General features: G+C 70.9%; 13 protein-coding genes. 2 read left to right on the top strand and 11 right to left on the bottom strand.

All coding sequences use genetic code 11. The features are described 5' to 3' along the window. Nucleotides 1-9 precede the first annotated feature (9 nt). Genes mshB through ABD481_RS03300 form a run of 9 tightly spaced genes read right to left on the bottom strand, consistent with a single transcriptional unit; the run spans nt 10 to nt 14,156 of the window. Nucleotides 10-888 carry an N-acetyl-1-D-myo-inositol-2-amino-2-deoxy-alpha-D-glucopyranoside deacetylase gene (mshB, locus tag ABD481_RS03340; protein ID WP_344663991.1) on the bottom strand — a complete coding sequence of 293 codons (879 nt, stop codon included), beginning with the start codon at nt 886-888 and terminating at the stop codon, nt 10-12. After that, on the bottom strand, nt 881-1,084 hold the full coding sequence (locus tag ABD481_RS03335; protein WP_344663990.1) for an MbtH family protein: 204 nt from the start codon (nt 1,082-1,084) through the stop codon (nt 881-883). Before ABD481_RS03335 ends, mshB begins: the two co-directional genes overlap by 8 nt. After that, complete coding sequence (locus tag ABD481_RS03330; protein ID WP_344663989.1) at nt 1,081-7,887, bottom strand: amino acid adenylation domain-containing protein; 6,807 nt, start codon at nt 7,885-7,887, stop codon at nt 1,081-1,083. The genes ABD481_RS03335 and ABD481_RS03330 overlap by 4 nt, the downstream gene beginning before the upstream one ends. Further along, nucleotides 7,884-8,147 (bottom strand): acyl carrier protein, encoded by a 264-nt coding sequence (locus tag ABD481_RS03325; RefSeq protein ID WP_344663988.1) that lies wholly within the window; start codon nt 8,145-8,147, stop codon nt 7,884-7,886. The genes ABD481_RS03330 and ABD481_RS03325 overlap by 4 nt, the downstream gene beginning before the upstream one ends. Continuing rightward, on the bottom strand, nt 8,144-9,274 hold the full coding sequence (locus ABD481_RS03320; protein ID WP_344663987.1) for a 2-oxo acid dehydrogenase subunit E2: 1,131 nt from the start codon (nt 9,272-9,274) through the stop codon (nt 8,144-8,146). The genes ABD481_RS03325 and ABD481_RS03320 overlap by 4 nt, the downstream gene beginning before the upstream one ends. Then, nucleotides 9,271-10,251, bottom strand: coding sequence for an alpha-ketoacid dehydrogenase subunit beta (locus tag ABD481_RS03315; protein WP_344663986.1), 981 nt, complete (start codon nt 10,249-10,251; stop codon nt 9,271-9,273). Before ABD481_RS03315 ends, ABD481_RS03320 begins: the two co-directional genes overlap by 4 nt. Further along, nucleotides 10,248-11,165: a thiamine pyrophosphate-dependent dehydrogenase E1 component subunit alpha gene (locus ABD481_RS03310; protein ID WP_344663985.1), complete on the bottom strand. Its 918-nt coding sequence runs from the start codon at nt 11,163-11,165 to the stop codon at nt 10,248-10,250. The genes ABD481_RS03315 and ABD481_RS03310 overlap by 4 nt, the downstream gene beginning before the upstream one ends. Next, nucleotides 11,146-12,651, bottom strand: coding sequence for a condensation domain-containing protein (locus tag ABD481_RS03305; RefSeq protein WP_344663984.1), 1,506 nt, complete (start codon nt 12,649-12,651; stop codon nt 11,146-11,148). The genes ABD481_RS03310 and ABD481_RS03305 overlap by 20 nt, the downstream gene beginning before the upstream one ends. Further along, entirely contained in the window at nt 12,639-14,156 is a 1,518-nt protein-coding gene (locus ABD481_RS03300; RefSeq protein WP_344663983.1) for a class I adenylate-forming enzyme family protein, read from the bottom strand. Before ABD481_RS03300 ends, ABD481_RS03305 begins: the two co-directional genes overlap by 13 nt. Nucleotides 14,157-14,267: 111 nt before the next feature. Between ABD481_RS03300 and ABD481_RS03295 the strand changes: the two genes are divergently transcribed. Together ABD481_RS03295 and ABD481_RS03290 are read left to right on the top strand one after the other, a co-directional pair. Beyond that, the gene (locus ABD481_RS03295; RefSeq protein ID WP_344663982.1) at nt 14,268-15,572 is read left to right on the top strand and encodes a condensation domain-containing protein; all 1,305 of its coding nucleotides are present in this window, start codon (nt 14,268-14,270) and stop codon (nt 15,570-15,572) included. Beyond that, complete coding sequence (locus ABD481_RS03290; RefSeq protein WP_344663981.1) at nt 15,569-16,312, top strand: tyrosine-protein phosphatase; 744 nt, start codon at nt 15,569-15,571, stop codon at nt 16,310-16,312. The genes ABD481_RS03295 and ABD481_RS03290 overlap by 4 nt, the downstream gene beginning before the upstream one ends. Here the strand turns inward: ABD481_RS03290 and mshA are convergent. Beyond that, nucleotides 16,284-17,537, bottom strand: coding sequence for a D-inositol-3-phosphate glycosyltransferase (gene mshA / locus ABD481_RS03285; protein ID WP_344663980.1), 1,254 nt, complete (start codon nt 17,535-17,537; stop codon nt 16,284-16,286). The genes ABD481_RS03290 and mshA overlap by 29 nt on opposite strands. Beyond that, a complete protein-coding gene (locus ABD481_RS03280) occupies nt 17,534-22,984 on the bottom strand; it encodes a non-ribosomal peptide synthetase/MFS transporter (RefSeq protein WP_344663979.1) in 5,451 nt (1,816 codons plus the stop codon). Before ABD481_RS03280 ends, mshA begins: the two co-directional genes overlap by 4 nt. Between the last annotated feature and the right edge of the window lie 261 nt (nt 22,985-23,245).

Genomic DNA, 23,245 nt, shown 5'->3' with positions numbered 1-23,245 from the left:
CTTGTCATGTCAGATCCCTGCGAACAGGTCGCCCTCCAGGCGGCCGGCCGGGGCCAGGTCCGGACGGCGGTGGGCCAGGTGGTAGTGCTCCTCCCCCGCGATCAGCCGGCCGACGTTGTTCGACAAGGCGAAGAACGGCCCGTGGACGCTCAGCTGGGTGGCGTGGGCGCGCAGCGCGGCCGCCTTCGCCGCGAGATGGCCGGAGCCGTCGATCACGCAGGTGGCGAAGCTGTCGTCGGTCACGCTGATGGCGGACTCGTCCAGCAGGAACGGCGTGTGGTTCTCGGCCTGCAACGCCTTGGCGCTGAACCGTGCCGCGCTGCGCGGATGGCAGTTCCAGTAGATCTTCGAGACGATATGCGGCTCGCGACCGCCTGGCGGGTCGACCGCGAGCCCGGCCAGCTCCGCGGCGCGCATCGCGACGCGGTGCGTCTGGATGTGGTCGGGGTGGCCGTAGCCGCCGTCGGGGCCGTAGGTGACCATCACCTGCGGACGCAGTTCCCTGATGATGTCGGCCAGCGGCAGCGCGGCCTCGTCGGGATCGGCGCGCCAGAACGACCGCGGGTGGTCGTTGCTCGGGGAGCCCATCATCCCGGAGTCGCGATAACGGTCGGCCCCGCGCAGGATCCGGTGGTCGGTGACTCCGAGGGCTGACATCGCGTTCCGCAGTTCGCCCTCCCGGTGCTCGGCGAGGCGGTCCTCGTGGGCGGCGCCGAGGTGGGCCAGTTCCGGCACCACGATGTCGCCCTCTTCGCCGAGCGTGCAGGTCACCAACGCCACGTGGACGCCCTCGGCGGCGTACCGGGCCATGGTGGCGCCGTTGTCGATCGTCTCGTCGTCGGGATGCGCGTGGACCAGGAGCAGGCAGCGCGGGTCGGCGTCAGCCATTCCGGCCGCCCGCGCGCTCCATGGCCTCGCGCACGCTGCGCGGGCGCATGTCCGTCCAGGCGGCGTCGATGTGGGCCAGGCAGTCCTCGCGGCTGCCGGTGAAGCCCTCGGCCCGCCAGCCGGCCGGCAGCGGCGATCCGGCCGGCCAGATCGAATACTGGTCCTCGTCGTTCATCACGACCTGGGTGGCGCTCATGACTCCTCCTTCGAAGCGAGCAGCAGATCCGCCTCCTCGTCCGTAAGGCCGGCGAGTTCGGCGGCGACGATGTCCTCCACGGCGACGGCGAGATCGCGGAGCCGGGGGTGGGTCAGCAGCGTGCGGATCGGCACCCGGATGTCGGTGGCGGCGTGGATCCGGGCGGCCACCCGCATCGCCATGAGGGAGTGGCCGCCGAGGTGGAAGAAGTGGTCGTGGACGCGGATCCGCTCGATGCCGAGGACCTCGGCCCAGACCTCGGCGACGAGTTGCTCGGCGTCGGTGAGCGGGCCGGTGTCGGGAGCGGCATCGCTCTCCGGCTGCTCAGGCGCCGCCGCCGACGCCCCCAGCGCCCCCAACGCCGCCAACGCCGCACGGTCGACCTTGCCGGAGACGGTGAGCGGGAGGCGGTCGACGACGACGATCCGGCCGGGGACTAGGTGCGGCGGAAGGGTCTCGGCGAGATGCGTGCGGAGCTGGTCGGTGAGCTGTGGGTTCACCGCAGCGGCGACGACATACGCCACGAGCGCGTCGTCACGGACCACCACCGCCGCGTCGCCGATCAGCGGGTGACTCAGGATCCGATGTTCCACTTCGCCGGGCTCCACCCGGAACCCGCGCACCTTCACCTGGTCGTCGAGCCGCCCCAGGAACTCCAGCTGGCCGTCGTTCCGCCACCGGGCCAGATCGCCTGTGTGGTACCGGCGCGCGCCCGGCGCACCATGCGGGTCCGGCGTGAAGCGTTCGGCGGTGAGGACCGGCCTGCCGATGTAGCCGCGGGCGACGCCGCTGCCGCCGATCACCAGTTCGCCGACGGCGCCGGGCGGCACTTCCCGTCCGGAGCGGTCGAGCACCTGAACACTCGTGGCCGCGATGGGGCGGCCGATCGGCGGCCGACCGCCGGATCCCTTTGCGCCGGAACCCTTTGCGCCGGCCCCGGTCAGCTCGGCCGAGGTGGCGATGATCGTGGCCTCCGTCGGCCCATAGGTGTTGACGAGGCGGATCCGGTCGCCGAACCTGTCCCGCCACTTCGTGACCGCGCTCGCGTGGACCTGCTCCCCGCCGAGGACGACGAGCCGCAGCGCATCAGGCCACTCGATCTCGTCGACAAGCTCGACCAGCCGGTGCCAGTGGGCGGTCGGCAGGTCCAGCACAGTGACGTCGGGAGCGGCGGCGAGGAAGTCGGGAAGCGACGCGCCGCCCTCCGGCAGCAGCCGCACTTCGGCGCCGGCCGCGAGGGCCGGGAAGATCTCCTCGGCGTGGGTGTCGAAGCTCAGCGAGGCGAACTGCACGACCACGTCGTCCGGCCCGAGTTCGTACTCGTCCACCATCCAGCGGATCCGGGCGGCCAGGTTCGCGTGGGTGACCGTGACGCCTTTGGGCGCTCCGGTCGAGCCGGAGGTGTAGATGATGTAGGCGGGCGCGCTCTCGACGGCGGCCTGCCGTGCCAGCGACGTATCAGGGTTCTCCAGTGCGGCGGGACCGGTGATCACCACTGACGCGCCGGAGTCAGCGATCATCAGCTCTCGACGACGCAGTGGGTATTCCGGGTCGAGCGGGAGGTAGGCCGCCCCGGCGTACCAGGCTGCCAGCAGCGCGACGATCATGTCGCCGGACCGGGGCAGGCACACGCCGACGATCGCGGCCCCGGCCAGCGACGCCGCGAGCCGGCGGGCTCGTTCGTCCAGCTCCGCGTAGGTGAGCGCCTCGGTGCCGCAGGTGACGGCGACGGCGTCGGGCATGCTGCGCACCGTCGCCGCGATCAGCTCCGGGACCATCGGTCCCCGGTCGGGCGCGGCGTGCGCGTGGGCGTCCACGAGCCGCCGGTCGGCGGCGGTGAGCATGGGCAGCGCCGAGATCGGGCGGTACGGATCGGCCGCGATGCCGTCGAGCACCAGGACCAGGCGCTCGGCGAGCGTGGCGATCGTCGGCGCGTCGAAGAGTTCTGCGTCGTAGTCGAGGAGCAGGGACAGCCCGTCGTCGTCGCGCCAGGCTTCCAGCATCAGGTCGAACTTCGCCTGCCGGTATCCGGCGTCGAACGGCGTCAGGCCGAGGTCGGCGAACCGGTCGGTGACCGCGTCCTCGTCCTGGCTGTGCAGGATCGCCATGGTCTGGAACAGCGGCGTCCGGCTCGGGTCGCGCTCGACGGCGAGCAGGCCGAGCAGCTCCTCGAACGGGACGTCCTGGTGCGCGAGGGCGTCCAGGACCGTCGTCCGGGTCCGGGCCAGGAGGTCGTCGAACCGGGGATCGCCTGCGAGATCGCCGCGCAGCACCAGGGTTCGGGTGAAGTAGCCGACGACGCGCTCGATCTCGACGGAGTCGCGGCCGGCCGCGGGCGTGCCCACCAGGATGTCGTTCTGGCCGCTGTGGCGGGACAGGAGGATCTGGTAGGCGGCGAGCAGCACCATGAACGGCGTCGCGCCGTGCTCGCGGCCGATCCGTTCCAGGCGCTCGGTCAGGTCGGCCGGGATCCGGAACCCGTGGATGCCGCCGCGATGCCGGGAGAGCGGGGGACGCGGATGGTCGGTCGGGAAGTCGAGCACTGTCGGTTCGGCGAGCTGGGTGCGCCAGTATGCGAGGTCTGATTCCCGGTCGCGGTTCCAGTAGTCGGGGTCGATGTCGGCGTACTGGACGAGGTGGTCCTGGAACGGCGGGCCTTGATCCGTCCGACGTGCCGTGTACAGGGCTGCCAGGTCGTCTCGCAGGATGTTGAGCGACCAGCCGTCGCCTGCGATGTGGTGCAGGACGAGACAGAAGACGTGGTCGTCGTCGGCGAGGCGGATCAGGGCGGCGCGCAGCGGCGGGGCAGCGGTCAGGTCGAAGGGTTCGTTGACGCGGTCGGCGACCAGGTTGCGGGCTTCGTGCTCGGCGGCGGCGAGTGCGGCCCCGGCCGCGGTTCCAGCTCCGGCCCCAGCTCCGGCTCCAGCGAGCTCGATGCGCTCGACGTCGATAGCACCGTGCGGCTCCACGATCGCCATCGGCGTCCCGTCCTGATCGGGATACCGGGTTCGGAGCGTCTGATGGCGCATGGCGAGATCGTCGAGCGCGGCGCAGAAGGCATCCGCGTCGAGGGGCCCGCGCAGGCGCCACACGTTGTACATGTTGTAGGCGGCGCTCTCCGGTTCCAGCGCGTGCAGGAACCAGAGACGTTGCTGCGCGGGCGAGAGCCTCGGCACGCTGCTTGGCTGCTGCGCCACAATCGCACTGTTCTTATAAGCGGCCTGCTCGGCGTCGCGCCGCTCCTCCAATACGGCGGCGAGACCACCGACAGTCGGGTTGGCGAACAGCTCGCCGATCGGCAGCCGGTCCAGACGCGCGACCGCCTTCGCGGCCAGGAGCGAATGACCGCCGAGGGCGAAGAAGTCGTCGTCCACGCCGAGCGAGATCCGCGCATCGTCGTGGCCGAGGACGTCGGCGAAGACCTCGGCGACCCGGCGCTGGGCCGGTGTGCTCGGCGACGCGCCGCGGGCCTGCGTGGGCAGGACCACGAGCTGCGGGAGCGCGCGCCGGTCGACTTTGCCGTTGGGGGTCAGGGGCAGCGCGTCGACCGGGATCACGAGCGAGGGGACCAGCGCCGGCGGCAGCCTCGTGGCCGCGTAGGCGATCACGCGGTCCGTCTCGCCAACGATGTACGCCACCAGCAGGTCGTCCCGGACGGCGACGGCCGCGGCCCGGACCTGCGGATGGGAGCCGAGGACGGCTTCGATCTCGCCGAGCTCGATGCGGTGGCCGCGCAGCTTCACCTGGTCGTCGGTCCGGCCGAGGAACTCGATCCGGCCGTCGGCGCGGCGGCGCACGCGGTCGCCGGTGTCGTAGAACCGCGAGCCCGCCGGGCCGAACGGGTCCGGCCGGAACTTGTCGGCGGTCAGACCGGGCCGGCCGAGGTAGCCGAGCGCTACCCCGTCGCCGGCGATCCACAGCTGCCCGGGCACGCCGATCGGCACCGGTTCCCCGCGATCGTCGAGGACGTGGAGGCGGGTGCCGGCGATCGGGCCGCCGATCAGCACTTCCTGAGGATCCGGCGGCACCTCCCAGAACGAGGACCAGATGGTCGTCTCGGTCGGTCCGTACATGTTCACCAGCCGCCGCACCCGGCCGCGCAGGTCGCGGGCGAGCTGCGGCGGCAGCGCCTCGCCGCCGACCAGGGCGTCGAGGGAGCCGCCAGCGCCGCGGGCGCCGCCGGTGAAGCCGGCTTCCAGCAGCAGGCGCCAGCCGGAGGGCGTGGCCTGGACGTCGGTGACGCCAGTGCGCTCGATCAGCTTGATCAGCGCTGCGCCGTCGCGGGCAGCGCCGTCCGGGACCAGGACGACGCGGCCGCCGCCGGTGAGCGGGAGGAAGATTTCGAGGGCTGAGATGTCGAACGACAGCGAGGTGAGCCCGAGCCAGCCGCGGCCGGCTTGGTCGCCGAGCAGTTCGGTCATGGCCTGGAGGAAGGCCGCGAGGGCGCGGTGCGGGACGGCCACGCCTTTGGGGCGGCCGGTCGAGCCGGAGGTGTAGAGGACGTAGGCGGGGGATTCGAGATCTGTGGGGTGACGGTGGTCCGCCGTGTCCGGCTCCGCGGGCCGGGCGCCTGGTTCGGTGTCCTCCAGCAGGAGGAGATCCCCGGTGGGGAACCGGTCGGCGAGTGCGCGTTCGGTGAGCAGGACCGAGGCGTCCGAGTCGGCGAGGATCAGGGCCGTGCGATCGGGCGGGAACTCCGGATCCAGCGGGAGATACGCTGCGCCGAGACGCCACACCGCCAGCAGAGCGGCGATCAGGTCGGGCGTGCGGCGCAGCGAGACGGCGATCAGGCCTCGGCGGTCCCCCAAAAGGGCCGCGATCTCGTCAGCACGTGCGTCGAGCTGCGCATATGTCAGCTCCCTGTCGGCGCCAGTGACCGCGACCGCGTCCGGAGTCACTGCCATCTGCGCGGCGATCGTCTCACCGGGCGTTCGGCGCAGCAGCGCGGCGGCCGGTTCGGTCCAGGCGCTGTCGTTCCACCGGTTCACGATCTCGGCACGCTCAGCCGGGCTCAGGAGCATCAGTTCACTGATGCGTGCCTCCGGGCGCGCCGTGACGTCTTCCAGCAGGGCGACAAAGCTCGCGGTCATCCGCTCGATCGTCGAGCGGTCGAAGAGGTCGGTGTCGTAGGTGAACACCGCGTTCGCGCCATTCGGTCCCTGATAGACGTCGAGCCCGACATCGGTCTTCGCGCCGCTGAGACCCTGGTCGAAGATCTCGGCGTCGAGCTCGCCGAGGCGCGGCTTGGCCTCCGGCTGGCGCAGCAGCATGAACATCGCCTGGAACAGCGGCGTCCGGCTGCGGTCGCGCTCGATCCGCAGCTCGCCCAGGATCCGCTCCAGCGGCACCTCCGGACCGCTGATAGCGCGCAGCACCCGACCCCGAGTGGCCCGGACGAAGTCGCGAAACGCCGGATCGGCACGCAGATCACCGCGCAGAACGACGGTGCCCGCGAAGTACCCGACCACCGACTCGGTCTCCACATCGCCGCGGCCCAGAATCGGCGTCCCGACCGTGAGGTCGCGCTGACCGCTGTAGCGGGCGAGCAGGACCTGATACGCGGCCAGCAGCACAACGAACAGAGTGCTGCGCTCGGCGCGCGCCACCGTTTCCAGCCGACGCACCAAGTCCGCTGACAACTCGAACACCAGCCGCTCGCCCTGACCGGACCGCACCGGACGACGCGGCCGATCGGTCGGCAACTCCAGCACCGGGGCGCCGGCCAACTGCTCGGTCCAGAAGCCCAGCGCGGCGGCGTCGGGCTGCGCCAGCCGACGGACATGGTCGAAGTACGACATCGACAACGGCGCCAGAGGCGACGGCCGCCCGGCCGCGAACGCCGCGTAGAGCTCCGAAACCTCGCGCAGCAGCACTTCCAACGACCAACCATCGCCGGCTATGTGGTGCAGCACCACACCGAAAATGTGATCGTCGGCCGCAAGCCGGACGAGGGTGAGCCGCAGCACGGGACCGTGCTCCAGGTCGAAGGGGCGGTCGGCGCGCTCGGCAACGAGCTTGCGCGCCTGCTCGGGGTCGGGAGCCCAAGAAGAATCGGTCCGCCCTGAAGCGCTGACGCCGCTGCTGCGCGCAGCAAAAGGCTCGCGAACATGCTCCGGATCCGGAGCGCCAGACCGACTGACCCGCCCCGGATCGCCAAAACCGGCAGTGGCCTCGGCAACGAGATCGCGGGTGTTCTTAGCCTCCGGAGCGTCGGACAAGTCGATCCACTCGGAATCGCCAAGGCCGTCGGCAAGCTCAGCACCCGAAAGGTCGATCCGCTCCAACTTCGGCCCGCGGTCCCCGATGCTCTGCATCGGGCGCCCGCCCTCGTCCCCGAAGCTGCTGCGCAGCATCGGGTGCCGGTCGATCAGTTCTGTCAGGGCCCTGTCGAGCGCTTCGACGTTCAGGTCGCCGCGGATTCGCAGCGTCGTGGGCATGTTGTAGGAAGTGTCGGTCGGGTCCAGGCGGTAGAGGAACCAGAGCCGTTCCTGCGCGGGTGACAGTGATGCGGAGCGTGCTGGATCGCGGCGTGGCTCGACGTCGGACGGTGCCGGTCGGCCGGTTGCGCGGTACTCGCCCACCAGTGCCGCGGTGCCGGCTGGGGTCGGCTGTTCAAAGAAGGCGTCGAGCGTCAGTACCGCACGGAGTTCGGCCCGGACCCTGGCCATGATCTGGGTCGCCAGGAGGGAATGGCCGCCGAGGTCGAACAGGTTGGCGTGCGGGTCCAGGTCGTCCGTCTCCAGTACCTCGCACCAGATGCGGTGGACCGCGGCGGCGAGTCCGTCGTCCGCGACGGCGGTCACCGGCCCGCGTCCGGCGAGACGTGGCCGCTGAGGTAGGCCGTCATCGAGTCCAGGTCGCGGAACCAGGAATCGTCGTCGAGGTCCAGGATCACCTCCAGCTCGTTCTCGACGGCGTCGATCAGCCGGACCAGCGCGAGGGACCCGATGCCGAGCGCGGCCAGGGTGCAGTCGGCGTCGAGGATCCGTCGCGCCGAGACCTCGCCGTCGCAGCATTCCGCGAGCGCGTTCGCCAGCCACTCCCGCAACACCGGTTCGGTCACAGCAGGTCCTCCTTGAGCGCGGTGAGGAAGGCGGCGGCGTCGCGGCCGTTGATCACCCGGTGGTCGTAGGCGAGGCCGATGTGGGTGACGGTGCGCGAGGCGACCGCGCCGTCCTCGTCCAAGACGACCTCGCGCTGCGGCGCGGTCACGGCGAGGGCGCACACCTGGCCTGGGAAGACGAACGGGATCGCCAGCGTGATGTCCGCGTCGGTGTGGAGGGTGACCGCGAAGTTCGCACCGTCCAGATCCTCGGGCCGGAAGGTCTGCTCCATCGCCGCGAGCCGGAAGTTCATGAGCTGCGAGGCCAGTTCCTTGACGCCGAGTCGCGCGGCGTCGCGCACGACCGGGACATAGAGCCCCTTGCCGAGATCCACCGTGACGCCGACGTGAGCGGCCTCGGCCAACCGGACCCGGTCGCCGTCGAGAGTCGCGAAGAACAGGGGGAACCGGTCGTGGAGGTTGGCGACCGCCCTGACACAGAGCTCTGCCAGACCCACCGGCCGCCGGACTTCCTTGGTGAGCCTGGCGGCCTCGGCGAGCGACCGGCCGATGTCCATCTTCATCACGGTGTAGGCGGCGGGAATCGTCGCGTGCGACTCGCTGACCGCGCGCCCCACCGCCTGCTGAACCCGCGACAGCGCCTGGGTCACCGCCGACGCCGCGAGTTCGGCGATGTCGGTACGCCGCACCACCTTGATCCCGAGCTCGGCGACTCGCTCCGGCGCGATGCCGAGCTCCTCCATGAGCGCCCGCGCCGGACCGGTGATCACGACACAGGCCGTGCCGTCGGACGCGGCCCCGGCAGCGCCCTCGTCCCCGACCGGCGACACAGCCGCCGGCTGCTCCGGCGGAACCGGCGACAACGTCGCGATCAGCTGCCCCGGCGTCACCGTGGCGCCGACCGGCACCACCTGGCTCAGGTACCCGGCTGCCTCGGCAGCGAGTTCCTCGGCGGCCTTGGACGTCTCGACCGTCGCCACCGGATCGCCGACGGCCACCGGCTTCCCGTGCTCGGCGAGCCATTCGGTGAGCAGGTACTCGGCGTCGTTGTTGCTCAGCTTCGGGACACGGATCTGCGTCGCGTCCGCGGCCTCCGCAGCCTCCACGGCTTCCGTCGCCTCCGTCATGTCAGCACCTCCAGAACCTGCCGATGGATCGTCTCCGCCCGCGTCAGCACCTCGCGCTCCAGATGGGACGCGGTCGGGATGACGCTGTCGACCGAGTGCACGAGGGTGACCGGCCGATCCAGCCGGCCCCACAGGCCGGCATGCAGCCGATGCGCGACCTCGGCGCCCCACGTCCCGCCGCCGGTGCTCTCCTCGGCGACGAAGACGAACCGCGCGCCGGTGGCCTCCACCGCGGCGGCCTCGATCGGAAACGGATAGAGCCGCGAGGGGATCATCAGTATGCTGCTGATATCCGCCTCGAACAGCAGCGACCGCATGGCTTCCAGAGCCCGGTGCGCCATGCCGCCGGGAGCGATGAGGACGCAGTCCGGCCGCTCGTCCAGGAACACCCGCACGACACCGTCATCGGTGCGATCCCACCGGAACGGATCGACGTCGGGGAACATCGGCTGCGTGTACGTCACCTTGTCCTCGACGAACAAGCACGGCTCGCCGAGCGCCAGCATCTCGCCGAAGACATCGAGGTTGTCGTGGAACGGCGAGAGCTCGTAGACCGAAAGCCCGGGCACCCCCAAGAAGTGCTTCATCGGGCTCTGACTATGCGTGGGCCCGTAGCCGCGCCCGCCGCCGCTGGGACACCGCACCACCATGCGCATCGGCAACCGCGAACCGTACATCGACACCGACTTGCTGGCGAAGTTCACCAGCGGATCAAAGGCGAGCGCGACGAAGTCGCCGAACATGACCTCGACGATCGCCGCGTCGCCGCACAGCGCCAGGCCGCTGGCGACGCCGGTGATGCCCGCCTCGCTGATCGGCGTCGACAGCACCTGATCGGGGAACCGCTCGGACAGCCCCCGGGTCACCTTGAACGCACCGCCGTAGGGGTCGGCGATGTCCTCGCCGAGCAGATGGACGCCCCGGTCGGCGGCCAGCACGGCGTGCAGCGCGGCGTTGAGGTTCTCGGCGACTCTCATCGGGCGGCCCACCGGGACGGCGGCCGACCCGCGACGTCGGCGACGACGCTCCGGATGTGGTCGCGCTGCATCCGGTCGGCCCGCTCGAACTGCTCGGGATGGTCGCGCTCGTAACGCGTGTACCAGTCGCGGGAGCGGGCGTGCTCGACCTCGTCGGCCGAGCGCGTGTCGTCACCCTTGCTGTGCGGGCCGAGGCGGTCGGTGGCGAACTCCACGACCAGCGGCTCACCCGCTCGAACCGCGTCGACGGCCGGGGCGAGGATCTCCCGGATCTCGGTCACGTCCCGCGAGTCGACGCCGAGATGGCGGATACCGAACCCGGCGGCTCGGCCGGCGATCGTCCCGGCCAGGTGACGCGCCGTGGGCGTCGACTGCGCGATCCCGTTGTTCTCGACCACCACCAGCAGCGGCAGCCGCCACAGCGCGGCCAGGTTGAGCGCCTCGTAGACGGCGCCCTCGCCCCACGTCCCGTCGCCGATATAGGCGCAGGCCAGCGCGCCCGGACGCGTACGCCGCAGATGGAGCGCGGTCCCGGTGGCGATCGGGAGACTCTGGCCCTGCACACCGGTGGACAGGTAGCCCTCGCGGTAAATGTGCTGGCTGCCCCCGACGCCATCGCAGATCGCACCTTCCCGGCCCATGATCTCGGCGAGCAAGCCGGCGGGATCGCGATAGCGCGCCAGGTAGTGTCCGTGGCTGCGATGGTTGCCGAAGACGAAGTCGCCGTCCCGAAGCAGGCCACTGACAGCGACAGCGACGTACTCCTGTCCCAGGCAAGTGTGGGTGGTTCCGTTGAGCTCTCCACGGCTGAACAGGTCAAGGAGTTCGAGCTCGAAGTGACGGATCAGCAGGAGGAGTTCGAGGTCTGCGTCCGCGAGTCGGCCACAGGGCGCTTCAGTGCGCGTTGACGGCATCGAGCGCTCCGGCGATCGTCGGGTTGTCGAACAGGACGTCGATCGGTATCTCGATGCCGAGGCGGGCCCGCATGCGCGCGACGATCTGGGTGACGGTCAGCGAATGCCCGTCGAGATCGAACAGGTCGTCATCGACCTCGACCCGGGGAACACCCAGCACCTCCTGCCAGATCTCCCGGATCTGCTCGACGAGGTCGGCGTCGGCTCCGGCTCCGCCGCTCGCTCCGGTGGCGGCGGGAAGATGGCCAGAACTGCCGTCTTCGTGCGCCGGCTCCGCGGAGGGTACAGTCTCTGCGGCGTCCGGCACGACTGTGAGCAGATCGGCGATCAGCCGATCGGGATCGTCGGCCAACCGCCGCAACACCGCGCCCAACTCGTCGGCGAAGGGCTGAGCATGCTCCGCGGCCCGTGCCGAATACCGAAGGCTGCCCAGGAGCGCCCGACCGGTGTCGACGATCTGGAGTTGCAGATCCCCGCGCACAGCCCCGTTGAAGACCAGCCACTCGACATCCGCGTCGATCCGCTCGGACTGCTTGCGGTAGCTCACGGAGATCGGTGCCAGCGCGGCGTGCGGCGCGATCCGAGGCACGGCCCGGGCCAGCGGAACCTCGCGGAACCGGTAGATGTCCCGCAGCTCGGAACGCACGCGGAGGCCGAACTCACGGAAAGTCAGATCCTCCGCAGGCTCGGAGGCGAGCAGCAATTCGTTGACGAAGGGCCCGATCAGGTCGGCCGTGTCGGACGTCCGGGTCGACAGGTCGATCGCCGTGACCGGCCTGCTGTTCCCGTACGAGAACAGCAACACGTGCAGCGCCGCCGCTGTCGCCTCGAAGACGGTCAGCCCAGGGACTTCGACCCTCGGCAGTTCGAGGTCGAGAACCGCACCGGCCTCGGCGCGCCGGGAGTTGAGGATGCCGTTACGGACGACAACCGGAGCCTGACCACGCCACCGCGGCTTCCAGAACTCCCGCGCCGCGACCAGAGCGGCGTCGACCCGCCGCCGTTCAGCATCGGCGTGCTCTGCGAAGCTGATCGGCAGCGGTCTGATCTCGCTGCCGTCGCAGAACGCGAGGAGATCACGCACGACCAAGTCCTTGGAGAATCCGTCGAAGACGGTGTGATGCGCGGTGACGACCAGGTCCCGGCCGAACAGCACGAACCGGATCAGCGGCCCGCGCTCCAGATCGAAAGGCCGGGCGATCTCGTCCTCGGCCCGCTCCCCCGGGGCCGCGATCCGCAGCCCGGGCACGGTCTCGGCCGGGGCCACGTAGGTGATCCCGTCGCGCTCGACCAGCGCGCCGGCCAGCAGCGGATGCCGTTCGACAAGCGCCGTGCAGGCCTTCGCCACGGTCCCGGCGTCGATCCCGGCGTCGATCCCGGCGCCCAGCCGGAGCACCAGCGGCATGTGATAGGCGGTGCCGCCGGAGGCCAGGTGCGCCATCCGGATCCCGTGCTGGGCGAACGCCGCTTCGGTCAGGTCGGCCATGTCGACTCCTTCACCAGGGCCCGCTTGTCCACTTTGCCGCCGGCATTGCGAGGCAGGGTGTCGGCCTCGACGATGACGCCCGGGACCTCGTGCGGGGCGAGCCGGTCGAGCAGGAACTCCCGCAGCTGCTCGGCCGGGACCGGCCGGCGCGGGACCACGACCGCGGCCAGCGCCGTCCCCAGCACCGGGTGCGGCCGGCCGACGACGGCGGCCTCCAGCACATCAGGATGCTCATAGAGGGCTTCCTCGACCCGCAGGGTGGAGACTTTGAAGGCCCCTGACTTGACCAGGTCGCCGTCCCGGTCCACCAGGTAGAGGTAGCCGTCCTCGTCGAGATATCCGAGGTCCCCCATACGGATCCAGCCCGCCCGGAACACCTCGCGGCTGGACTCGGCGTCCCCGTAGTAGGTGCGGGAAACCGTCGGCGAACGCAGCCAGACCTCCCCGGTCTCCCCGGCCGGGACCGGCTCGCCGGACCCGGCCGCCGCGATCCGCACGGCGCCGCCGGCCAGCGCGCGGCCGACGCTGCCGGGGCGGGACGGGTCGTAGAGCATGACGGTCTGGGCCGGGGCCGCCTCGGTGGACGTGTAGTAGTTCGCGATCGTGGCGTTCGGGAACGCCGCCACCAGCTTCCCCGCGACCGCGCCGGGCAGCGGGGCCGCGGCCGACCCCAGCAGCACCACGCTGGAGAGGTCGTACCGGTCGAGCGTTCCGGCGGCGAGCAGTTCGACGGCCATCGCGGGGACCAGGAAGACCGTCCCGGCCGCGTACTCCTGGATCATGCGGGCGAAGCGGGCCGGGGTGAACCGCGCCGGGCTGAGCACCGCCAGCCGGGCGTCGAGAGCCGTGATGAGCATGACCTGGCCGGCGTTCGTGCCGATCGGGAACGCGTGCGCCAGGTGGCGGGAGTGGGCGAACGGACGCCGGCGGGCGCCGCAGCCGTGGGTCAGGTTGGCATGCGTGGCCGCGACGCCTTTGGGCCGGCCGGTCGTGCCGGAGGTGTAGAGGATCTGGGCCAGATCGCCGGGCCGGACCTCGACGTCCAGCGGGCCGTCGTCGACGCCGGTGGCACTGTCGTCGAGTTCGGATACGGTCGCCGACCAGCCGCCGAACGGCGCGGGCGCGGCAGCGTCCTCATGCACAAGCGCCGTGGCGTCGCAATCGTCCAGCAGCCGCGTGAGCTCCGCGGCGGGGGCCCGGGGCGGCAGCGGCACAGCTGTTCCGCCGGCCTTCTGGGCGCCCACGAAGCAGACCGCGTAGTCGAGCCAGCTGTGACTGCCGAACAGCAGCCCCACGCGGTCGCCGGGGCGCAGCCCCCGACGCACCAACGCATGAGCGACGGCGTCGGACCGGGTCTGCCAGGACCCGACCGTGAGCGAGCCGGCCGTGTGCGAGCCCGTCGTGAGCGAGCCGGCCGTGTGCGAGCCGATCCCGTCGACGATCAGCGCGATCCGGTCGGGTTCGGCCGCGGCCCGGGTGGCGAGCAGGTGCGGCACCGTCGTCATCGCGCCACCCACGTCGCCGTCACGACAGAAGACTGACAGAACTAGACGTAGAAGCGCAAGGAGTGGACGATAACCGAGTCAGAATGCGATATCGCGGACTCGGAGGCTCGGATGGCCGGAGCGGAAAGCGGAAGAAGCGGCGGTCTCACCCTGTCCCAGCACGAATGGGTGCAGTGGATCCCCGGCGACTCCGACACCTCCTTCGAGGACAACATCTGGACGGTGGTGCCCGCCGCCGGCGTGCCGCTGGACCGCGCCGTCGAGGCGGTGCGCGACGTGCTGGTCCGGCACGAGGGCCTGCGGAGCCTGGTCGACCGGGCCGAGGGCGGCCAGCGGGTGGAAGCCGTCGACGACCGGATCGGCGACGTCATCGACATCGCCGATGCCGGCGCACCGCTCGACAACAGCTGGCGGCGGGTGTGCTTCCGGGTCGGCGAGCAGTGGCCGATCCGCGTCGTGCTGTTCGCGCAGGGCCGGGTCGTCGACCGGATCGGGGTCGTCGTCGACCACGTGGCGATCGACCCGTGGGGCATGGGAGTGCTCCACGGCGATCTGCTCCAGGCACTGACCGCCCGCGCCGCCGGGCGCGAGCCGTTCGGTGCGGAACCGGTCGAGCAGCCGATCGACGTCGCCGAAGCCGAGTCGAGCCCGGCCGGTCTCGCCTACCAGCAGCGGGCTCTGGCCTACTGGCAGGACCGCTTGAACCTGGTCGCCGAGATCCTCGCCGGGCGGGCACCGGGGCCCAGGCCCGCCGCGAAGCCCGATGCTCCGATGTTCCGCTCGGCCCGGCTGTATTCGCCGCGCGCCGCACAGGCCGCACAGGCCATCGCGGGCGCCACCGGGGTCTCCCCCGCCTCCTCGTTCCTGCTCGCCTTCGGGACGGCCGTGTGCGCGGTCGAGGAGTCCGCGGGCGCCGGGCTGTTCGCGATATCCGCGAATCGCACGACGCCGCTGTCCGCCACCGCCGTGCGCAAGGCGACCATGACGCTGCCGGTGTTGGTCCGCGCGGAGCAGGACTCGTTCCGGTCGGCGCTGGCCGACTGCGCGGGACAGCAGCTGCGCGGCCACCGGTTCGCCAACGCCGATCCGCGCGTGACCGAGAAGATGTGCCATGACATTCTCGGCGGCCACTACGAGACCGCGGTCGCCTATCCCCGCTTCAGCTATCTGGCCGCACCGGTCGGCACCGAGGACCGCGCTCCGGCGTCGCTGCCCGACGATTCCCTCGCGGCGGACCGGGTCACCTTCGCCGAACCGCGGTCGCTGGGTGCCAGGTTCATGCTGACCGTGACCCGGCACCGGCGCGGCGCGCGGCTCGATCTGGAGTGGAGTGAGGAGTCCGGGTGGGGCGGGACGGCCGCGGCCCTGCTGCTGAGCGTCGAAGACCTGCTGACACAGGGAGCTGCGACACTGTGAACCAAGACAGCACTATGAACCAGGACGACGCTGTGAACCAGGACGATGCTGCGAACCGGCACCTGGAGTGGGACGGCTGCCACAACGTCCGCGATCTCGGCGGGCTGCCGCTCGGCGACAGCGGAACCACCCGGTGGGGCGCGGTCCTGCGCTCGGACACCCCGGACCGCCTCACCGAGAAGGGCTGGCAGGCGGCCCGGGAGTACGGCGTCCGGACCATCGTCGACCTGCGGACCCCGGGCGAGCACCGAGTCGGAACCGGCCACCGGCCGTCGTGGCTCACAGTGGTCTCGGCGCCGCTGCACGATCCGACGGACGTCCGGCCGCCCGGCTACGTCACTCCGCTCACCTATGGCCCCTTCCTCGAACGGCGGCCCGAACGCTGCGCGGCCGTCATCGCCGCGATCGCCCGCGCCGAGCCCGGAGGGGTCCTGATCCACTGCGTCGCGGGCCGGGACCGCACCGGCATCGTCAGCATGCTGTTGTTGGCGCTCGCCGGGGTGCCGGCCGCCGACGTCGTCGCCGACTACGAGCTCAGCGGGCCCCGGCTCAAGCCGTTGTTCGAGAAACTCGGAGAAGCCGACGAGGCCCCCGCCATCGCCGAGACGCTGGCCCGGCAGGGCACGACCGTGCGGCAGACCGTCACCGGTCTGCTCGACGGCCTCGACGTCGCCGAGTACCTGCGCTCCGGCGGCCTGGAGGAGGCCGACCTCAAGGCTGCCCGCGCACGCCTGCGATAGCGGCTCGGTAGACGGCGATCAGCCGGTCCACGGCCTCGCCCCAGCCGAACCCCGCGGCATGCGACAACGCTCCCTTGCGCAACGTCGCCAACCGCGCGGGATTGTGCATCAGCTCTCTGATCACCTCCGCGTACCGGACCGGATCGTGCCCCTCCACCAGGACGCCGGAGACCCCGCCCCGCACCGCCGTCTGGAGGCCGCCCACGGCGGCCGCGACCACCGGTGTGCCGCAGGCCTGCGCCTCCACCGCGACCAGGCCGAAGGTCTCAGCCCTCGAAGGCACCACGACCAGCGTCGCGGCACGGTACCAGTCGGCCAGTTCCGGATGCGGACAGGGCGGTTCCACGCGAACGTGGGCGCCGAGGCCCAGATCCGTCGCGAGCTTGGTGAGCTGGTCCGGGTCCGCCTGGCCGTCGCCGCTGGGACCGCCGACGAACGCCACGACGAGGCGGTGCCCCAGATCCGGGTCCGCGCGCAGGACTTCGGCCGCGGCCCGCATGAGGATGTCGGGGCCTTTGAGCCGCTGGACCCTCCCCGCGAACAGCAGCACGACGGCGTCCTCGGGGATGCCGAGCCGCGCCCGGGCCTGGCTCCGGCTGCCCGGCCGGAACAGGGTCAGATCGACGCCGGGATGGACGGTGTGCACCCGCTCCGGAGCCGCGCCGTAGAGCGCGATGAGCTGGTCGGACTCCTGAGCGGTGTTGGCGACGAGCCGGTCGGCGGCCGCGATCACCGCGTTCTCCCCGGCTATCTGAAGCATCGGCGCCGATCCCTCGCCGCCGGGCAGCACCGCGTTCTTCACCAGCCCCAGCGAGTGCATCGACTGCACGAGCGGCACGCCCCGGGCCCGGGCCACCAGCGCCCCGACCCGGCCGGAGAGCCAGTGGTGGGCGTGGACGACGTCGTACTCGCCCCGGGTGCGGAGCATGCCGTCCGCGAACTCGCCGAGGACGCGAGGCAACGCACCCTTGTCGATCTCGCGGGCCGGACCGGCCGGGACATGTCGGACCAGGACACCGTCGCAGAGCTCGACCACCGGCGGGAGGCGGGGCGCGGCGGCCCGGGTGAAGATGTCCACCTGGACGCCGACCGCCGCAAAGCGGCGGGCCGTCTCCACCACATAGACGTTCAGGCCCCCGGCGTCGCCGCCGCCCGGCTGAGCCAGCGGTGACGTCAGGACGCTGATGGTCGCGATCCGGTGCGGCGTCGGAGCCTCGGCCGTCACCGGACGGAACCGGTGGCCACGAGCCGCTGCCGCGCCTCAAGCCCGATCAGGTCGTCCGGCGCGGCATCCGGCACGTCGGCGTCGAACCGGCGCAGCGCCGGGGTCCGCAGCGCGACCACGACCACGAGCGTCATCGCCACCGCGAAGGCCACGTACATCAGCCCGATCCCCCGGCCGTGGCCGGTGCCGAGCACCGGGCCGAACGAGCCGGCCAGGGCGCCGCCGGGAGCCATGAGCGGCTCGAACAGCTTGGTCCCGTACGGCACCACCAGGCCCCAGCCGATCGGCAGCGTCGACCAGGCGATCAGGGTGTTGAGGGCGAAGACCCGGCCGTGGAAGCGCTGGGCCACCTTCACCTGGACGATCGTGGTGTAGATGCCGTTGACGACGGTCAGCCAGAACGACATCCCGAACGCTCCGACGGCGATCAGCCACAGCGTCGGCCGCAAGCCGGTCACCAGACAGAACGACGCCAACGCGAGCGTGCACAACAGCATGCCGCGCATGCGCAGCCGTCGCGGCCCACCCCAGAAGGTCATCGTCAGTCCGCCCAGGGTCGCGCCGATCCCGGCGACCAGGGCGACCTCGCCGACCTGGCTCAAGGTCGTGAACGACAGGACCAGCGGTGAGATGAGCAGGAACAGCGGGGACAGGAAGACGTTCAGCACGGCGAAGAACAGGAGCATCGCGCGCAGCCCTGGTTGGCCCCACGAATACCGAAGCCCTTCGGCGATCTCCGCGAGCAGGGTCTCCTTACGCCGCCAAGCCATCGTGGCGGGGAACCGCACCAGCAGGACCACCGTGACGGCGAAGGCGTAGCTGGCGACGTCGATGACCAGGATGCCGCCGAGACCGATCGCCGCCATCAGGCCGACGGCGACCAGCGGCACCATGATCTGCGCGACGCCGTTGATCATCTGGACGACGCCGTTGGCATGGCCCAGATAGTGCTTGGGCACGAGCTGCGCGACCGAGGATCCGTAGGCGAGCCGTTGGAAGGTCAGCGAGACCGACAGGCAGATCAGCAGCGGATAGATATGCCACACCTGCAAATGACCGGTCCAGAGCAACAGCCCGAGGATCAGCTGAGTACCCCCGGCGGCGGCGTCCCCGAACAGCATGACGCGCCGCCGGTTGGAGCGGTCGACGACGGCACCGGCCAGCGGGGCGGCCAGCATGCCGGGCACCAGGCCGCAGACCGCGAACAACGCGAAGCGCAGCAGCGATCCCGTATGCAGATAGATCCACAGCGGCACGGCGAACTCGGTCAGCGCCGAGCCGGTCATCGAGACGAGTTGGCCGGAGGCGACAGCGAGGAACCGGCGCATGCTCGGTACCGGACCGGTCGGCACGACCCGTTCAGCGGAGCGGGAAACACCGTGCAGCCACCAGCCGGCGTCCTCGCCGCGCGCGGTACGGCTCAGCGGCTCGGGCGCCTCCAGGGCCGGCGTCGTCTTCGTGATGATCGAGGCCAGTTCCTCGGCGCGGTACTTGAGGAAGAAGTGCCCTGCTTCGTCCAGGACGACCGCCGCTGAGGTGTCCGTGAGGAAGTGCCACTCCCGGTACCGCTCCGCGTAGAACTCGGTGGTGGGGTCGCGATCGCCGGCCACGGTGATCACCGGGGCTTCGAGCCGGTCGACGCTGTCGCGGAGCAGTCCCGTGTAGTAGTCCTCAGCACTCTGCGAGTCTTTGCGCATGTTCTGGATGATGTGCGTGGCCTGCTCCGGCTCGATGTCGCTCATATCGACGCCCATCGAGAGCAGCCAGTTGGCGTAGCCGCGGTCCGAGCGGAACCGCTCCAGGCGGGCCATCCGCGACAGCCCGCTCAGCAGCCCGTTCTCCGGCCTGGCGAACGGGAAGATGGCACCGATGTACAGCGCCTCCAGACGCCGTCCGGCGGCTTCGAGGCGACGGGCGATCTCCACGGCCAGCGCCGAGCCGACACCGCAGTGTCCGTACACGGCCAGGGGCCCGTCGACCTTCCGCAGGATCTCGTCGACGCAGCGGGTGGCGAGGTCGTCGAACGGCAGGGCGTCCTCGTCCAGGCCGATGTCGTGGCCCGGGATCGCGACCGCGAACAGCCGGTGTCCGGCCGGAAGGGCGTCGGCCAGCGGCTGGTACACCACGGCGCTGCCGCCGCCGTAGGGGACGCACACGAAGGAGAGGGTGCGCTGCCCGACCGGCACCGGTTTCGTCAGCTCGTGGACCAGCTCCGCGGGACCGCGTTCGGCGGCCGGGATGTCCAGCAGGGTGGCGAGCGCGCGCACCGTCGGGTTCTTGAAGAAATCGAGGACCGAGACACCGGCGCCGGCGGTGCGGCGGATCTTGGCGACGGCTTGGGCCGCCAGCAGGGAATGGCCGCCGAGGTCGAAGAAGTCGTCGTCGATGCCGATCCGCTCGACGCGGAGCACGTCGGTCCAGATCGCCGCGATCAGCTGCTGGGACTCGGTTTCCGGCGCCGTGTACTCGGTGCCCTCGTCGCGGCCGCGCTGGGGCTCCGGGAGCGCGCGGCGGTCGAGTTTGCCGTTCGGGGACAGCGGGAGGGCGTCGAGACCGACCAGGGCCGAGGGGACCATGTAGTCGGGAAGGCGCCGCTTGAGGGCCGTCCGCAGCCCCGCCGGATCGGCGTCCCCCACGACGTAGGCGACGATGCGCCGGTCGCCCGGGACGTCCTCGCGCACCACGGCCGCGGCCTCGGCGACGCCCGGCTGCTCGCGCAGCACCACCTCGATCTCCCCGAGCTCGATCCGCAGGCCTCTGATCTTCACCTGGCCGTCGATACGGCCCAGGAACTCCACGACGCCGTCGGACCGGCGGCGGACCAGGTCGCCGGTGCGGTAGAGCCGGGACCCGGGCGGGCCGTAGGGATCGGGGACGAAGCGCTCGGCGGTCAACCCCGGCCGGTGCAGGTAGCCGCGGGCCAGGCCGACGCCGCCGAGGAACAACTCGCCCGGCACGCCGATCGGCACCGGTCGCAGGTCCGGGTCCAGGACGTGGAGTGCGAGGTTCTGGATCGGGCCGCCGATCGGGACCCGGGCCGCGCCGATCAGCTCCTGAGGTGTGCACTGCCAGGCCGACACGTCGATCGCGGCCTCGGTGGGGCCGTAGAGATTGTGCAGCTCCGCCGGGAGGGCGGCCAGGCAGCGCAGGGCGAGATCGACCGGCAGCTCCTCGCCGCTGCACAGGATCCGCCGCAGTCCTCGGCACCGGTCCGCGCCGTCCTCGGCCAGGAACACGCCGAGCATGGAGGGGACGAAGTGGGCCGTGGTGACACCGGCCGACTGGATCAGGTCCCGGAGATAGGCGGCGTCCTTGTGGCCGCCGGGCTTGGCGAGGACCAGGCGGGCGCCGGCCAGCAGGGGCCAGAAGAACTCCCAGACGGAGACGTCGAAGCCGGCCGGGGTCTTTTGCAGGACCACGTCGTCGGGGGTGAGGCGGTAGCGACGCTGCATCCAGTTCAGGCGGTTGACGATGCCGCGATGGGTGTTGAGAACGCCTTTGGGACGGCCGGTGGAGCCTGAGGTGTAGATCGCGTAGGCGAGATCGCCGGGTGGCGATGGGGTACCAGGTGACTCAGTCGGCGCGGGCGGCCAGTCGTGGAGGTCGTCGAGGAGAACCACCGGAGCGGTTGTCTCAGGGACCTGAGCTAGGAGGCCGCGCTGAGTGAGAAGCGCCGCGGCCGAGGCGTCGGTGAGCATGAAGGCAAGGCGGTCCGGCGGGTACTCCGGGTCCAGGGGCAGGTAGGCGGCGCCGGACTTGAGGACGCCGAGCAGCGCGACAGGCAGCGCCAAGGACCGTTCGGCACAGACCGCGACCAGCGATTCAGGGCCGACACCAAGGTGGGTCAACCGGTGGGCCAGCGCGTCGGCCTGGGCGTTCAGCTCACGGTAGGTCAGGGAGCTGTTCTCGAAGACAACGGCGATCGCTTCGGGGGTATGGGCGGCCTGGGATTCGACGAGAGCGTGCAGCGTCGTGTGCTCGGGGAAGTCGGCGGCGGTGTCGTTGAAGTCCACGAGGAGTTCGGCGCGCTCGGCGGCGTCGAGGATCTCGAGGTCCGCGATGGCACGGCTCGGGTCGGCGAGGGCCGCGGTGAGCAGGACCCTGAGGTGAGTGGCCAGTCGGGCGACGGTCTCCGGCTCGAAGAGGTCGGTGTTGTAGACGAACAGGCCGTTCAGGGCCGAGTCCTGCTCGGTGATGTAGAGCTCCAGGTCGTAACGGGTCGCCCAGGAGGTCAGAGGAAAAGGCTCAGCAGTCAGCGTCGCGGATCCGACGGGTACTGATTCGCGGCGGTAGTTCTGCATCGCGAAGATAACCTGGAACAGCGGCGGGCGAGCGACGTCGCGGACCAGGTCGAGGCGCTGGACGAGCTGCTCGAAGGGCAGGCCCTGGTGGTCGTACGCGGCGGCGGCCGTTTCACGGACCCGGGCGAGCACGTCGGCGAAAGAGGGGCGACCGGCGAGGTCGGCGCGCATCGTCAGCATGTTGACGAAGCACCCGACCAGCGGCTCCAGCTCGGTGAGCGGGCGGCCGGCCACCGGGGTGCCGACTGCGAAGTCGTCCTGGGAGGTGTACTTCGCCAGGAGGGTTTGGAACGCGGCGAGCAGAACCATGTAGGGCGTCGCGTTGGTCTGGTCCGCGAGGTCTTTCAGAGCCGCTGTCAGGGTCTGATCGAGGGAGAAGCTGTGAGCCGCGCCGTTGTACGTCTGCTCGGGCGGACGTATCCGGTCGGTGACCAGATCAAGGGTCGGGAGGGCTGCGAGCTGCGCGGCCCAGTAGGTGTGGTCGGCGTCGTGGGTGGGGGCGTCGCGCTGCCAGATCGCGTAGTCGCCATAGTCGATGCTTCGTGCCGGCAGAGCGCTCGGCACGTCCGCCTGGTCGGCTTCGTAGAGCACGAACAGGTCGCTCAACAGCACGTCGACCGACCAACCATCGCACGCTATGTGGTGCACGGCCAGCGCCAGGACATGGTCGTCCTCGGCCAGCCGCACCAGCAGCGCCCGCGCCACCGGGCCGCGCTCAATGTCAAAGGACTCTGCGATCAGCTCCCCGACAAGATCCTGCGCGGCGGCCAACGACTCGGCATCCGCGACGCGTAACGGCACCTCGGCCGATGAATGCACGCGGATGACGGGCCGGTCGTCCGCGTCAGCCGGGTAACTCATCCGTAACGTCTCGTGCCGCTCCGCCAGCCGCCGCAGGGCTCTGCCGAACGCCTCCGCGTCGAGCGGGCCGTGCAGGCGCATCGCGACGGGGATCGTGTGTGCCGCGGAGCCCGGTGCGAACTGCTCCATGAACCAGAGCCGCTCCTGGGCGAAGGACAGCGGCGGCACCGTTTCCGCAGGTCGACGGGGAATCGACGGGGCCGTGGCGCGCTGCCTCAGGCGTTGCGAAAGGAGTGACTGCTTGGTGGTGGAGAGCTTCGAGGGGCCGCTGGTGAGGTCGGTCACATCGACCAAGGTAGCGAAGGATCGGCGTGAGAGTCAGTTTCTTTCGTTTGATTGACGCAGAATTTCTGCCAGCAATCGAAGTATTGCTGGACGGAGTCCAGGATCGTACTGTGAGCGGTATGTGCGGGCGCGGTGCGGGTACGCGGGCGAAGCCCCGGGGTGTGGATCCGGGGTACGGATCCGGAATGTGGATCCTGAGCGTGGATCCGGGGGTGAGGAACTGGGAGTGAGGAGCTGGGGGTGAGGAGTCGGGAGTGAGGA

It is taken from the genome of Catenulispora yoronensis (genome assembly GCF_039531695.1).
Taxonomy (GTDB): domain Bacteria; phylum Actinomycetota; class Actinomycetes; order Streptomycetales; family Catenulisporaceae; genus Catenulispora; species Catenulispora yoronensis.
The sequence above is the reverse complement of the archived record's forward strand: the minus strand, read 5'-3'. Positions and strand labels throughout refer to the sequence as shown.